Here is a 14712-nt window from a genome sequence, read left to right on the forward strand (position 1 = left end):
TTATTGACACTTTGTCGGCTTCCTGGTCATCTCCGTACCCTTGCCTGCTCCCTTAGCCATCTCTGCCGTTTGATGGATAGTTTGCAATATCGGACCAGATAGAGATTGCTTTTTTGCATATTCAAGCGGTTTCCATCTTTAAATTTGACTGCGTAATCTTTGGGAGGGTTACACATGATTAACCGTGGAAGGAGGATATTGGTCGCATGCCCATTTTTGTTTTTTACGGTAGCAACGACGAGAATGTCTTTATGGGTCAAGTCATGATAACTAAACCGAATCCGCCAGAGGAATTGTGCAACTTTATTGAAATCTTCATTGTCCACTTGCACCTGATGACCACTTGCCAGCATCAGTTTTTTCATGGATTTTCCGCTTCTTTCTTTAAAGATCAGGAACTACATGAGAGCATGGAACATCCTGATTTTTTTCTCGCCCATTCAGGGCGTTTCCCTGCAAAGTCTTCCTTTTCGGGCTGGTCCTCATACGGTTTCCGGAGCAGGTCATGAAGCTCATGAACCATGGAATAGTCTCCCTGTTCCGCCTTGTCTATGGCCAGCTGTGCGAGATAGTTTCTAAATACATATTTGGGATTCACCCTGTTCATTCTTATTCTTCTAATATCATCTGACAGATTCTGTTCGCGCAAACGGGAAATATATTTCTTCATCCAGGTTCCAAATCGTACTTTATATTCTTCGGTTATCTGTTCCGGTCTATAATAGGCGTCACTGAATTGAGCCGAAAGAGCCTCGGCGGACCATTGAACCCATGACTCGTTCGTACCGATCTTTGACAGATTCCTGTAAAATATTGTCATATCCGTTTCAACGGCTTGTAGCAGCGCAAGGAGTTCCGTCGTCAAAACGTCATCTTTCTGCACCTGAAAAGCTGTCAGTCCGAGTTTTTGGGCCATCATGGCTTGCCACCCGTTTTCGTAATGCTTCGAGTAGTTATTCAGCGCCTGTTCGAACGGTTCTTTCTTTCCTACTAAAGGATAAATGGCATAGGCCAGTTGCAGAAGATTCCAATGGGCTATTTGAGGCTGATGAATATATCGATACCGGCGGCCTGCGGAATCCGTTGTGTTGGGCGTCCAATCCGGATCGTAGTTTTCAAGCCAACCATAGGGCCCATAGTCAATGGTCAGGCCGAGTACCGACATATTGTCCGTATTCATGACCCCATGAACAAATCCGACCCGCATCCAGTGAATGATCATTTCGGCCGTCTTTTTGCAGACCTCTTCAAACCAGGTGATATAGGTTTCCGGTGAAGGTTTACCGAGGTGGGGAAAGTCGACGAGAATCGTGTAGTCCATGAGACGTTTCAGTAATTCCAGTTCGCCGCGTGATGTAAAAATCTGGAAATGTCCGAATCGGGTGAAAGAGGGGGCTGCCCGACAGACGATGGCTCCCGGCTCTGGCCTCGGATTTCCGTTGTAAAACATATCCCTAATAACCTCCTCACCGGATTCAATCAGGCTCAATGCCCGGGTCGTCGGCACACCAAGATGAAACATCGCTTCACTGCAAAGGAACTCCCGAAGCGAAGATCGAAGCACAGCCAGCCCGTCCGCGGAGCGGGAGTATGGAGTCGGACCCGCACCTTTAAGCTGTAATGTCCACCTCCTTCCTTTTTGACTGATCATTTCACCCAGGTTGATCGCACGGCCATCTCCCAGTTGACCCGCCCAACTGCCGAATTGATGTCCACCGTAACAGGACGCATAAGGATCCATCCCGTCCAGGAGCCGATTTCCGGAAAAGAGCTCAAGAAATTCGAACGATTCACAAACCTCGGATGAAAGATTGATTTCATCGGCCAATTCACGTGAATAGGCCACCAATTTTGGACGCCTCATTTTTTTTGGACTCACCCGCGAATAACAGGCTCCCTGAACCTCTCGCCGGTAATTTTCGGTTTCACGATCAGCTGGAAGGTCTTGTGTAAATCGATTGTCGAATCTCAAACCAGCTAACATTTTCTTTTCAATTTCGGAACTCATTTCATTCTCGCCATGATGAGAAATATAACATTTCTTACGATTACCATTATAAAACAGAAACAGTACCGAGATCTTCATTTATTTTTAAATGCAATAAATCATCTCATACACGAAGATCGGTAGGGTATTCATTCCAGAGGAGTTCTTATGCGAGATTTAATGATCTAAAGTAGAAAAACCTGAGGGAGATTGCCAACGAGATATAGAATGGGAATCAGAGTCATGCAAGGAGGGAACTGTGCAACCAAACGGGATTAGTTCGAAAAATAACGGATTTCATCATCCGTCAATTCCGTTACCCTCTCTTCATAAATACCTTCATCATGAAAAGCCGGAGGCCCGGAGACCGGCCTGTCCCTTTTGGATAACTGAACGGGTGAAGTGAGGGAACTGCTGATCGGTTGAGGTGAAACCGGAGGTAAATCTTGTTTGTTAACGGTAAGGTCGGGTTCGAATAATGAATCGAAAATTAATACAGGAGAGCCCTGATAGGTCATCGCAGTATATTTAAAGAGACGGATATCAAATTTAAGATAGGATAGGAAAGCCTGCCATTCGGGGTAAGATGGCGTTAATCCCAGGATAAAGGGAGGTCGTTGAGGATTAAAATCATTTTTATTTAGATTGGCAATGGCGTTGCCGTTCTTTTCCACCCAGGCGGCATGGGCGAGAATTTGAGCCGGGAAATCTTTCGAAGGCGCAAGGATTTCAATGATTCCGAGCCTTTTTTCGGCCTTATTGATGGCAAGCATAAAAGGAAAATCGTCAGAATGAATCTGAATTTTGTTCCCAATGATCATTAAGTCCGGCTGGATGTCTCCCAGAAAAGGTACCAGGAGTTCAACCATCTGATGATAGGGAACTTTACCTACGGGAACAAATTGGCTCAATTTTCTTTTCCCTCCTCACGACATTACTCACCAGGTGAAAAAAATGTTGCCCCTGGCACATCACTTTCTATGAGAATGCGTGTCATGATATTGATTGCCTTTTTAATCAACGGATGTGGACCGTTCATCAGCGGCATTTGCTCCGCGATCGATTGCAATATCAGGGGATCTCGCAATAGATATCCGGTACTTCGAAGCGATTTGCCTAGAAACTTTTCAACACCGAATTGAATCTTATCAAAGGTCTCTTTTGCTTCCTGGACCGATACCACATCGCACACACCAGCGTAAATGATGAGGCCTGGCTTTGAAGCATATAACGCTTTTATTATGGAATAGGTTTCAACTAGATTTTGAGGTTGGGAATCCATGAAAACGACGACCTCATTCACTCTCGATACCCATTCCCTATTTTGAAGTATCATGGAATTCGATTTGGGAAGATTGATCAGAACCCATTCGGCAAGGGTCTCTTCCCGGCTTAACAGCTCGACCAGTTTCTTATCCCGTTCCCGATCGGAAGACGGAAGTGAACCCAGGTCTAAACGGATATCCAGGACTCTCAAATGGTGTTCTACGTTTCTAAAAATCTTATTCTCTGTTGGGTAGAGGATATCGGAAAGTCCGAGGGAGACCGGTTTGAGGCCAAAGAGCGATTCAACATTCGGCTGGCGTTTTTCAATATCGATTATAAAAACTTCTTTGCCAAGATGAGCCAGGTCCAATCCAAGATTACAGGTGAAAAAAGAAGTGGGAAGATTGGAACAGCTACTTAAGAACGGGACAATTCTCTTCTTCTTTTTAGGTAGGTCTGCTTCTTCAAAAGGATTGATACCAACGGTCCGCTTTTTTTCATCCGGTGTTGACTTGGAAAGAAAAAAATGTGAAATTTCTTCCAGATCTTTACTCAGTGTTTTCTCCTTATGTATCATCGCTTCCCTTTCAAAAAAATTCGAAAAGATCCGATTTTATGAAGAACTGGTGTCCACCCTCTTTTGATCTTGCGTGGTGTGGGACTGGCTTGCTGCTTCAGCCGATTCCTGAGGCGGTTGAACCATGACCAGAATCTTTTCGACAGACGATTCGCGATTCTGATCGGGCAGGACGGTCGTCGCAATCGTCGTTTCTTCCTCTTTGACCGCTTTTTTTAGTCTTGGGTCCGGCCAGATAAATTCCGGTTCTCCCATCTGAATGATTTCAATTGCGAGCTTTTGATAATCTTCCGCACCAAAGGAATGCGGATCATAAGCGGAAATAGGACATCCTTTTTGCGCCGCCTCTTTTAATTTCACATTTTGACGGATAATGGTCTTTAACATCAGACTATCAAATTTTTCCAAAATCTGCTTTAAAATCCCCCTGGAAAACTGGCTATGGTGATTATACACCGTCGGCAACGCCATGACTTTAACTTCGTGCCGTGCATTTTCTTTTAACAAATCAATAGTTTCCAGGAGTTTATCGATTCCTTGTAAGGAAAAAGAGCTCGGTTCAATCGGAACGATCACTTCCGTGGACGCCATCAACGCATTGAATACCAAAAGGCCTAAATGAGGGGGACAGTCGATGATGATAAAGTCGTATATAAAAGGTGTCGTGAGTCGATCGATATGATAACGAAGCTGACGTTCCCTTTCAAAAGTACCTGACAGATATTGTTCAATTGCCGATAGTCGGACGGTGGTGGGAGCAAGATCAAGTCCCTGATAGACCTGAAGTTTGATAATATCCTCCAGACTAGCCTGTTTCGTAAAAACATCAAACAGGCCGACCTCAACCATGCTTTCTTTAATATTAAATCCGGAGGTGGAGTGACCTTGCGGGTCGAGATCAATCAGAAGGACTTTTTTGCCAAATTCAGCCAGATATGCGGAAAGGTTAATGGCGGTTGTGGTCTTTCCGCATCCCCCTTTTTGGTTCATAATGGAAATAATTCTCATTTCAAACCTCCCATTTTAAATGCGTTGAATGGAAAAATATTTTATAACTCTTTGAACTTAAAGGTTAAAAATAAATTTAACGAATTTAGAGGTTGAGCTGTGAGACCTTTGAACAGAGAATTTATCCAATAACCCTCCCTAATCTGGCACCTATTTTTCGCATATTACAGGAATTTTATTCCTATAGGTAGTATAACGGTTTTCAGTTATACCATAGCTTGTGTAGATGTCAACAAAAAAAAGTATTTTTTTTAATTATTTTCAGCTAACCTAGGCTGGGCTACCCCTCAGGGAGGTTTTTTTGGGCTTACGTTTAATCATTGATGGATACAACTTTATCGGAGGAAGTGTCGCACTGGCTCCTAATATGCAGAACGAACGGGAACACCTGATTACTCGGCTTTCGGAATATGAAAAAATCAGGCATATTCCTATTTGCGTTGTTTTCGACGGCTGGAAAGACGGGAGACCGACGCAGACTTTTGAGATGAAGAAAGGAATCGAGGTGATCTTTTCCCGTATGGGAGAGAAAGCGGACCAGGTGATTATCCGTCTGTTGGGTAAACTCAAAGAACAGTGCATTGTAGTCAGTTCAGATCGGGAAATCAGAAATTATGCCCATAAAGTAGGGGCAACTTCCCTAACTGTAAGGGAATTTCAATTGAAACTCGATCAATCCGGACAAACGTTATTGCCAGAAATAAAGGAAGAAGAAATGGAGGAGTTGCCTAGAAATAAAAAGAAGGGAAATCCGAATAAACTTTCCAAGAAAGAGAGAGCCAAAAACATCAAACTAAAAAAACTATAATTTATGCGATAGCTCTGATAATATCAGATAAAATAATGATCCCGTAACCAGGTTAAATTAATGAAAAAAAATAAATGGATTTCCCGCCCACCGCTTCATACGGGCCGTTCTCATCCGGCAACAACGGTCTACAAAGAAAAGATTTACCTGTTCGGAGGCGGCGGTCCCGGATTTAAAAGCCTAAACAGCGTTGAAGTTTTTGATCCTAAGACAAATCAGTGGTCGTTTAGAAGAGAAATGCCGACACTTCGATCAGGGTCCATGGCCGCGACAGTGAATGATAAAATATATGTCATGGGTGGCGGATTTAAAAAGCCGGACGGAAAATTCCAATTTTTCAATATTTGTGAAATCTACGATCCTGAAAAAGATTCCTGGGAAAAGGGACCGAATCTTCTACAACCCCATGACTACCCCGCATGTGCAATTCTTAATGAAGAAATCTATATTCTGGGCGGTCACCACCCTAACGCCACCGAAGGGGGACCGCAGACCGATCCGGGATTTTCATTTTGTGAAAAACTCAATTTGAAAAGTGGGACCTGGACGGAAATTGCGCCCTTAAATTATCCCCGATTCGCGCTCTCCAGCGGCATTCTTGGAAACCAGATCGTAGCTTTTGGAGGCGTCGCGTTCTCACCAAAAGGATTTTCCGAATTTGACGTCATTGAAGTCTTTGACCCTGTATCAAATCGGTGGAGCAATGATCGGCGTTTCACCCTTCCCTGGCCAGCCGCCGCACAGGGTGGCATGACTTTTAATCAATCGGTCTATCTTTTCGGAGGATATAATCCGGAAGGTATTCATCCACATGCGGCCTATTATCAGCCCGAAAAAAGAGAATGGGAACTCCTCCCCCCGATGGATGAACCGCGCGCCGCCTTTACACCGGTAGTCGTTAATCGAGAAGTTTTTCTGGCGGGAGGCTGGGCGAAAGATGGAAGGTCTGTTTTGAACACCGTCACAAGCCTGAAGCTGACAGATTGCTGAAAAAACTCATTTGTTTTGTTCTCGTCGTTCGGCAGGTCCGGCTGCCTCACGGACTCGGGGGCGCTCAAGGCCTGATGCCACTTATACGTGGCATTTTCACCCTCACGCACTGTTCGAGTACGCTCCGGTTGTCTCTCTCCTGCGGGCCTGACGACCTACAAATAGAACTTCAAGTGATGGAAGTCCTCGGCAGAGGACAACTGAAGTTTTTTGAACAATCTCGAAATTCTAAAATATGAGCAAGTGGAAATTACTAAAGCCGATGGGCCTGGAACGATCTCACTGCGGCGCCGCAGCAGCTGGTGGAAAACTTTTCGTGTTTGGCGGAGGTGGAATCGGGTTCAAAAGTCTGCAGGGAGCTGAAATATATGATCCATTAAGAGACTTGTGGAACGAGATAACGCCAATGCCGACTCTCCGGTCCGGACTTGTGGCCGCTTCCCTTAATAACCTGATTTATGTCATGGGAGGAGGATTCAAAAATCCGGACGGGACATTTAATTTCCTGACTGTGGTTGAACTTTTTGATCCCATAAATCTTTCCTGGCAGAAGGGACCTTCTCTTAAGAAGAAGCATGACGCCCCCTCGGCCATTACCCATCACAACGAAATATATCTTTTTGCAGGACATCATCCTGAGGCTACCGGTGGTCCACTGACCGATCCTGCTTTTTCCTGTTCAGAAAAGCTCGACGCGAAGAATCATGTCTGGGAAGAGATCGCCCCGCTTCCAACTCCCCGCTTTTCGCCGGCAACCGCAATCGTCAATGATCAAATCTGGGTGATGGGAGGGGGAGCCTTCAGAGAAAATCGCTTTCATAATTTCGACCTCATCGAAGTTTATGATGCCCAAAATGAAAACTGGATCACGAATCCTCGTATACGGCTTCCCTGGCCTTCTGCAGGATTGAGCGCCTGCCTGTGGAAAGACAGAGTCTATGTTTTTGGAGGGAATGACGGGAATGGCATTTCCAATCGTTCCGCCGTATATGACCCGTCTGTAAACCGGTGGGACAATCTTGAACCCATGCCCCAACCCCGAGCCGCAGCTGTAGCTGTGGTTATCCAGGATGTGATTTATCTTGTCGGAGGCCGCGATGCGACGGGAAAAACACCGACATCCTCATTGATGGCATACTATCCTGATTGAGCTTTGAGGGGAAGGTTAACGTTGAAAAAGGAGTCTGGCACCTCAATTGCGTTTAAAACTTTTCTTTGTCAAAATGGAGGAATTACATGGATAGCATCGAATTGAAAGCCCTTCAGACCCCGCTGAAAAGTCAGTACCGCGACGATCCCGGAAAAGCAAAGGTGACACTTGAAGCAACAGGCACCTTGGGAGAAGAAAAGATCACCTGCAAAATTGATACGGGTAAAAAGATTATCGAAGCCGGTCTTCACCCTAAAACCGGCGGGGATGGTTTTTCCCTCTGTTCGGGAGATATGCTCCTTGAGGCGCTCGTCGCCTGCGCGGGAGTGACATTGAAAGCCGTTGCCACTTCCATGGGTTTATCGATCAAATCAGGACGCGTCAAAGCAGAAGGGGATCTGGATTTCCGAGGCACACTGGGAGTGGCCAAGGATATTCCGGTGGGACTTACGGAAATTCGCCTCAGTTTTGAGCTGGAAACGGATACCTCAACCGAAGTGCTTGAAACTCTACTTAAGCTGACTGAACGCTATTGCGTGGTTTATCAGACTTTGCGCGGCGTGCCAAGACTTTCGACATCGTATCGCCTGTCAGGAAAATAGATTCCGCACCCCCGCCTCAACAGACAAATCAAATTAAGATCAACTGCCTGCAAACCCGTGTCTCGGAAATTCGGTATTAAACCCAATACTTAGGTATTGACATAAGTATTCACTTTCCCGTATAGTTAGGCATATGCCTAACTATACACCGCGTCTCGATTCCGTTTTTCAAGCCCTGTCAGATCCAACGCGCCGGGCGGTCCTGAAACGTTTAAGCAGGACACCCGCTCCAGTCTCAGAGCTTGCCGACCCGTTTAAAATGTCGCTCCCTTCTTTTACACAGCATTTGAGAGTCCTCGAAGACTGCGGCCTGGTTCGCTCCCGAAAAAAAGGGCGCGTAAGAACCTATCATCTGGTGCCAGAGCCTTTAAAAATAGCAGAAAACTGGATGGCCCAGCAACGTTCGATCTGGGAAGATCGTTTAGACCAATTGGACAACTATCTCAACAAAATAAAGGAGGCTCAATAATGCCGCTCTCGAAAAATAAGCCGGACCCCAAGCTCGATCTTGTATTTAATCGCTTTGTCGATGTATCTCCTGAACTCATCTGGAAAGCCTGGACAACACCGGCTCAGATCAAGAAATGGTTTACTCCCGCACCGTGGAAAACGATTGATTGCGAAATTGATCTACGTCCCGGTGGAATTTTTCGTACCATCATGCAGTCACCCGAAGGAAAGGAGATGGTCAACATCGGATGTTACCTCGATTTGATTAAAAACAGGAAACTGGTCTGGACGGATGCACTTCTTCCGGGCTATCGCCCGTCTCCGAACGCCTTCTTCACGGCAGTCGTTCTTCTGGAGCCGCATCATAAGGGGACGAAATATACGGCTACCGTAATTCATAAAGACGAAGAGGGTCGCAAGAAACACGAAGAAATGGGGTTCCACGAAGGATGGGGAAAAGCTCTTGATCAACTCTTAGCGCTTGTTAAAAAGAAAAAAACTTAATCGTTATCATGTCGTGTGCCCGGAGCAGGAGCGGCTTATAACACAAAACGCGACTTAACCCCTACTGTCATACCAGGATCAAAAATGTTTAAATTCACACTGGGAACTACATTCTTTCTGTCCATTCTCTTTTATTCGCTGTTTCAGTCCCGGGCAGACGATCAGAATGTGGCAGCATCATCGGCATTTAACGATATTGGAATTTCGCGAAGCCAGAAAGGCGATCTGGATAAAGCGATTAACAGTTTTACGAGAGCCATCAGCCTCAACCCCAGAAACGCAGAGGCTTATAATAACCGGGGAATTGCTCTCATGAAAAAGAAAGATTTCAATGGCGCCGTCTCGGACTTTAGCCGGGCCATTGAAATCGATCCTAAAATTGACCAGTTCTTCTTCAATCGGGCCAATGCCCGAAAATGGAACAAGCAATTTGATCAGGCACTCTCGGATTACAATCAAGTCATTGCACTTAATCCAAAAAATGACCACGCTTTCAATAACCTGGGAAACACCAAAAGAATGAAGGGGGATCTCCCAGGCGCCCTGACCGCTTTCAACAGGGCAATCGAACTGAATCCCCGCAATATCGATGCTTTTTATAACCGGGCGCATATTCGTAAGGAATTGGGAGATCTCCCGGGATCCAAAGCTGATATTGAAAAAGTCCGGGAACTTAAAGAGACATTCAATTTCAAAGACCGGACCCGTGTCAATCTCGACAAATAAACTGTCAATTATTTTCAGGAGGAAGCGTCAGTGCCGGTTTCATAAATTGAGAAGAATTTCCTTTTCGATAGTAAAAAAGAGCCCCTAACAAGACCAAAATGCCTGAAAGAAACATGGTCAAAGATGCTCCAATCTTTTCGGCAAAAAAACCTGCCATCAGGCTCCCGAAGGGGGCGATCCCCAATAAAACAAATCCATAGAAACTCATCAGTCTGCCCCGGAGCTTGTCCGGAACGACCGATTGCAACAACGTGTTCGTTAAAGTCAACTGTGACATCAAACAATATCCCAGAATAATTAGAATTAAAAATGAAAACAGAATCATATCTGAAAAGGAAAATACAATAAAAGAAAACCCTGTCCCCATCGACACGAAGAAAATAGTTCTTTCAAAATCCTTTGAACCGGTGCGAGCAAGCGTTAATGTTCCCAACAAAGCCCCGAATCCGGCGCCTCCCATAAGAAATCCAAATGTTCCGGCGCCTCCATGCAAAATGGTTTTAGAGAAGATTGGCATCAGGACTGAATAAGGCAGAGCAACCAGACTCAGAAGTGAAAGAAAGAGAAGCGTCCTTCGTACCTGGCTGGTTTGAATGCCATAGACAATGCCCTCTTTCAGATAATTGAATATCGAAAGGCTCATTTTTTCGGGCGTGTAGGAAGAGACTCTCATTCGCAGGAGTCCACCGATGACGGCCAGGAAACTCAGGCCGTTAATAAAGAAACAGGTTCCCTCTCCTGTCAAACCGACCAGTAGTCCGGCAATAACCGGTCCCATCAACCGCGCTCCGTTCACGGCAGATGAATTCAGAGCGATCGCATTGGCCAGATCCTCTTTTCCCACCATTTCAATAAAAAAGGACTGCCTTGCCGGCAGATCAAACGCACTGACAGTTCCGAGAAAAAAAGCCAAAATGAAAATCTCCCAGACTTGAATCCTGCCGCTGATCACAAGTCCCGCCAGGAGAAACGCCTGAATCATCGCCAGAGACTGGGTGATCAGGATAATCCTGTGGCGATTAAAATGGTCGGCCACGACACCCCCGAATAGGCCAAATAAGAAAACGGGAATTTGCCCCATAAATCCGGTTAAACCAAGTAAAAGCGGTGAGCCGGTTAACTGATAAACCAACCAGCTTTGGGCAATATTTTGAACCCAGGTTCCGGTCAGCGAGACGACCTGACCCAGAAAGAATAGGCGGAAATTTCGGTGGCGCAGAGATTTAAACGTCGAGACAAATAATTCTTTCATCAGTCAGGCGGGCTCAATGACACACCGAAAGGGAAATCCTTCCTTACGGGCAGCATCATGGACCTGCATTTGTCGTAATTCCGCCATTTCTCGCGGTAGGGTTGCGACATGACTGGAACCCGACCGATGCACTTCCATTGTGAGTACAACGGCAGTGGGGTGATCTTTTTGAAATACCGAGATCAAGATTCGAATGACAAAATCAAAAGTCGTTACGTGATCGTCTAATAAGATGACTTTATAAGGTCGAACCGGTTCGATCTTGCGATCCGCCGAAGTCATTTCCTCGGGCCGGGTGTCAGGCAATACGGGCATTTCCAACTTTCTCTCAATTTATTTCCGGGCTATCATATCACAATCGCCATCCCCATCCCAGCGGACGAAATGAAAATATCATCTTGACTTTGAAAGGATATTGCTTTACTGTCGTTAGTATTATCGTTCATTTTTAAATATTATTCCTATTTTTTGCCGATTCAGGAAATTTTGCTTCTTGATGATCGGCAGGTGAGGTCTTAATTGGAAGTTAAAGTTTATAATAATGAAGTGGCCCGGGCTTTGAAATATTTGTCAAAAAAAATGGTCAAAGAAGGGGTTATGAAAGAGATCAAAAAAAGAAAATTTTACGAAAAACCAAGTGTTAAAAAAAAGAGAAAACAAAAGGAAGCAATTAAAAAAAGATTAAAAGCTGAAAGAATGGATTTTCATGATTAGATGTGAATCTTATGAATCACTTGATTCGATTCTTTGTTTTACCTTCTTTATTTCTTCTTCTCTTTTCGATTCCCCTAGTCAAGGGAAGCTCGAAGCCTGTTCCCGACGTTAGAAATCTTAATTTGATCACGGTAGAAAAAGGAACACTCTCTTTTTCTCCTAAAGTGGTCCTGGTCCCTCCTGGCACAACGCTCACCTGGGTTAATCAGGACATTCAAGATCATTTCCTCATGTTTTCTTCCGCCGCATCAAATGAAAAAACGTTGGCGAATGAACCGCCCGTCAATCAGCCGCTACCTCCTGGCATTCGTTTTCAACATAAAATTTCCCACACCGGAATCTACCCTTTCTTTTGCGCAATTCATAACCAGATGTGGGGAATGGTAATGGTCGATGAGAACATGTCCGCCAAATGATGACTCTTTTTTTCTTCATTGAAATCTGATTCAAAAATTACAAGGAAGCTGCTGAAATGGTACCAAAAGGAGGGCCGTATCCTTCCCTGGCGAACTTCCTATGCCCCCTACCCTATCTGGTTATCCGAGATCATGCTTCAACAGACCCAGGTCGAAACGGTGATTCCTTATTTTAACCGTTTTCTCGAAGCTTTTCCCTCCCTTCACTTGCTCGCAGAGGCCTCTCTCGATCAGGTTTTAAAACAATGGGAAGGATTGGGTTACTATTCGCGGGCGAGGAATCTTCATCAATCTGCAAAAATCATTGCCGGTCAGTCTCATGGCGTATTTCCAAACCAGTTTGAAGACCTCGTGGTTCTGCCGGGAATCGGAAGATCAACGGCTGGAGCAATCATGAGCCTGGCCTATAATCTCCCTTATCCAATCCTCGACGGAAATGTTCGAAGAGTCTTGTCGCGAATCTTTGCACTCCAACTTCTCCCGGGCAGGGAATCAGACCTGCGTCTCTGGCACTATTCGAATTTACTTCTTTCCAAAAAGGAGCCCCGTTCTTTTAACTCCGCACTCATGGATCTCGGTGCGACAATCTGCAAACCCAGACAACCGGATTGCCGCATCTGTCCTCTGAAGAGATCCTGCACCGGATTTAATCATCAACTACAAGACATTCTCCCTCTAAAAATTAAAAGGAAAAAAATCCCGCTTCGAGTCCAGGCTTCTCTTGTGATCTGGAAAAAGAACAGGATTTTTATCCGTAAAAGAAAAGAAGCAGGATTGCTTGGCGGGTTATGGGAGTTTCCCCGAGAAGAATTGTCCATTCCCCCCGTTCAAAATAATCAATATGCACCCGATTGGCACTCTGAAATCGGCGTTCGTCTGGAAATTCAGGATTTTCTTTTCAGACTGGCTCACACTTTCACCCATTTTAAATTGGAACTCTATGTGTATCAGGCACGATATCAGTCGGGAAAACTTGAAAAGAACGAGATTCAGAGATGGGTCACATTGAAGGAGATCGACGCTTTTCCCTTTTCAGCCACGGACAAAAAGATCATCCAGGCCTTGAGAGCGGAATCATTCCCTCTCTCTTAACCAATGATCCAGCGTGAACCTGCGATCTTTGTAAAAATAGAGATTGATCCAGAACAAGAGCAAGATCATATTTCTGACCAAGGCAGTCGGTCCGCTTTCCTTGATTCCCAGTGACTTGAAACAACCACAGTCTTCAAGTGGAATTCCCCTGACCAGGGTTGAAGCAATAGCCAGAGTAAAGATCGTGAGGAGGAGTCCCACAACAAGAAGAGAAACCGGATAAAACAGACCAATCAGGAGAAACGTGCCGAACAGGAGTTCGAGCCAGGGGAAAATCGTTGCCATCGGTTTTATCAGAAATTCAGGAAGAAGGTGGTATCCCTTCAAAATCAACATGAATTCTTCAGGAGGATGAATCAGTTTTTCAAATCCGCTCACCATCAAAAGAACGGATATAAGCATTCGAGAGAAGAGAATAAACGAAAAATAACTGGCTTTTTTGTTCAGGGATGACCTCGGATGATCATTCAATCATCAGGATTGAAGCCTGATTTCACTTTCAACCGCCTGTTTCAGCTCAAACAATGAATTTCCACCTATGATCCTCTGCCGGTTCACAAAGATCGTCGGCGTAGACTGTATTTGCAGGGCATCCCCCTTGTCCTGATCTTCCGTTATCAATGTCCGCTTTTTCCCTTTATCCAAACAGGATTTGAAATTCGTCACATTTAAACCGAGCTCGACGGCGTAATCATTAAACAGACTTTGAGGAGACCCGCTTTTTGCCCAAATCTCCTGCCGGTCATAGAGCAGATCGTGGAATGGCCAGAATTTATCTTCATCCCCGGCACATTGGGCAGCTTCGGCCGCGAGCATCGCCCACGGATGATTCTGGGTAAGCGGGTAATTATAAAAGACAAATTTAACTTTTCCTTCATAATCAGTGAGAAGCTGTTTGAGATTGGGTTCCGCCCCTTTGCATGCCGGGCATTGGAAATCACTGAACTCCGATATAACCACTTTTGAAGCCGGATTTCCTTTGAAAGGGTGGTTTCCGATCTCCATGAGATTCACCGGACGAATACTTTTAATTGAATAAACCACTACCAGAAGAACGAAAAGCACCATCGCCGCCATGGCTATCCGATTGACGAGTTTGCGGCTTTTTTTTGCCTTTTGTTTATCCTCTTTTTCTTTTTTTTGATTAGCGGATTTGCTTTTTTTCATTCA

The 14712-nt window shown here is 45.1% G+C and carries 19 protein-coding genes; 10 read left to right on the top strand and 9 right to left on the bottom strand.

Features of this window, described 5'->3' with window-relative positions; genetic code table 11:
• Window positions 1–26: 26 nt before the first annotated feature.
• The 5 genes from HY200_02240 to HY200_02260 all read right to left on the bottom strand — a co-directional run bounded on the left by HY200_02240 (window position 27) and on the right by HY200_02260 (window position 4838).
• On the bottom strand, window positions 27–365 hold the full coding sequence (locus HY200_02240; protein MBI3593754.1) for a hypothetical protein: 339 nt from the start codon (window positions 363–365) through the stop codon (window positions 27–29).
• A gap of 26 nt (window positions 366–391) precedes the next feature.
• Window positions 392–2008: a YdiU family protein gene (locus tag HY200_02245; protein MBI3593755.1), complete on the bottom strand. Its 1617-nt coding sequence runs from the start codon at window positions 2006–2008 to the stop codon at window positions 392–394.
• Window positions 2009–2262: 254 nt separating this feature from the next.
• Entirely contained in the window at window positions 2263–2898 is a 636-nt protein-coding gene (locus HY200_02250; protein ID MBI3593756.1) for a hypothetical protein, read from the bottom strand.
• 23 nt (window positions 2899–2921) lie between these two features.
• Complete coding sequence (locus HY200_02255; GenBank protein MBI3593757.1) at window positions 2922–3830, bottom strand: hypothetical protein; 909 nt, start codon at window positions 3828–3830, stop codon at window positions 2922–2924.
• A 36-nt stretch (window positions 3831–3866) separates the two neighbouring features.
• Complete coding sequence (locus HY200_02260) at window positions 3867–4838, bottom strand: ParA family protein (GenBank protein ID MBI3593758.1); 972 nt, start codon at window positions 4836–4838, stop codon at window positions 3867–3869.
• Between the two features lie 301 nt (window positions 4839–5139).
• Here HY200_02260 and HY200_02265 point away from each other — a divergent pair, with 301 nt between their 5' ends.
• From HY200_02265 to HY200_02295, 7 genes are all read left to right on the top strand, one after another.
• The gene (locus HY200_02265; protein ID MBI3593759.1) at window positions 5140–5646 is read left to right on the top strand and encodes an NYN domain-containing protein; all 507 of its coding nucleotides are present in this window, start codon (window positions 5140–5142) and stop codon (window positions 5644–5646) included.
• Between the two features lie 60 nt (window positions 5647–5706).
• Entirely contained in the window at window positions 5707–6636 is a 930-nt protein-coding gene (locus HY200_02270) for a hypothetical protein (protein MBI3593760.1), read from the top strand.
• 235 nt (window positions 6637–6871) lie between these two features.
• On the top strand, window positions 6872–7786 hold the full coding sequence (locus HY200_02275) for a hypothetical protein (GenBank protein MBI3593761.1): 915 nt from the start codon (window positions 6872–6874) through the stop codon (window positions 7784–7786).
• An 86-nt stretch (window positions 7787–7872) separates the two neighbouring features.
• Entirely contained in the window at window positions 7873–8388 is a 516-nt protein-coding gene (locus HY200_02280) for an OsmC family protein (GenBank protein MBI3593762.1), read from the top strand.
• 133 nt (window positions 8389–8521) lie between these two features.
• Entirely contained in the window at window positions 8522–8857 is a 336-nt protein-coding gene (locus HY200_02285; GenBank protein MBI3593763.1) for a helix-turn-helix transcriptional regulator, read from the top strand.
• Entirely contained in the window at window positions 8857–9342 is a 486-nt protein-coding gene (locus HY200_02290) for an SRPBCC family protein (protein ID MBI3593764.1), read from the top strand. Before HY200_02285 ends, HY200_02290 begins: the two co-directional genes overlap by 1 nt.
• 84 nt (window positions 9343–9426) lie before the next feature.
• The gene (locus tag HY200_02295) at window positions 9427–10068 is read left to right on the top strand and encodes a tetratricopeptide repeat protein (GenBank protein MBI3593765.1); all 642 of its coding nucleotides are present in this window, start codon (window positions 9427–9429) and stop codon (window positions 10066–10068) included.
• Between the two features lie 4 nt (window positions 10069–10072).
• Here the strand turns inward: HY200_02295 and HY200_02300 are convergent, their stop codons facing one another.
• On the bottom strand, window positions 10073–11320 hold the full coding sequence (locus HY200_02300; GenBank protein ID MBI3593766.1) for an MFS transporter: 1248 nt from the start codon (window positions 11318–11320) through the stop codon (window positions 10073–10075).
• A gap of 3 nt (window positions 11321–11323) precedes the next feature.
• The gene (locus tag HY200_02305) at window positions 11324–11602 is read right to left on the bottom strand and encodes an ATP-dependent Clp protease adaptor ClpS (GenBank protein ID MBI3593767.1); all 279 of its coding nucleotides are present in this window, start codon (window positions 11600–11602) and stop codon (window positions 11324–11326) included.
• 237 nt (window positions 11603–11839) lie between these two features.
• On the opposite strand from HY200_02305, the gene rpsU reads away from it, so the two are divergent.
• The 3 genes from rpsU to mutY are packed head-to-tail and all read left to right on the top strand — an operon-like array spanning window position 11840 to window position 13542.
• Window positions 11840–12034: a 30S ribosomal protein S21 gene (gene rpsU, locus HY200_02310; GenBank protein MBI3593768.1), complete on the top strand. Its 195-nt coding sequence runs from the start codon at window positions 11840–11842 to the stop codon at window positions 12032–12034.
• Window positions 12035–12045: 11 nt separating this feature from the next.
• Window positions 12046–12450, top strand: coding sequence for a hypothetical protein (locus HY200_02315; GenBank protein ID MBI3593769.1), 405 nt, complete (start codon window positions 12046–12048; stop codon window positions 12448–12450).
• Between the two features lie 18 nt (window positions 12451–12468).
• A complete protein-coding gene (gene mutY, locus HY200_02320; protein MBI3593770.1) occupies window positions 12469–13542 on the top strand; it encodes an A/G-specific adenine glycosylase in 1074 nt (357 codons plus the stop codon).
• Here mutY and HY200_02325 read toward each other — a convergent pair.
• Window positions 13525–14013 (bottom strand): DoxX family membrane protein, encoded by a 489-nt coding sequence (locus HY200_02325; protein MBI3593771.1) that lies wholly within the window; start codon window positions 14011–14013, stop codon window positions 13525–13527. The genes mutY and HY200_02325 overlap by 18 nt on opposite strands.
• A gap of 3 nt (window positions 14014–14016) precedes the next feature.
• On the bottom strand, window positions 14017–14709 hold the full coding sequence (locus HY200_02330) for a DsbA family protein (protein ID MBI3593772.1): 693 nt from the start codon (window positions 14707–14709) through the stop codon (window positions 14017–14019).
• Window positions 14710–14712: the final 3 nt, after the last annotated feature.

The sequence above is a fragment of the Nitrospirota bacterium genome (assembly GCA_016194305.1).
In the GTDB taxonomy this organism is placed as follows: domain Bacteria; phylum Nitrospirota; class Nitrospiria; order JACQBW01; family JACQBW01; genus JACQBW01.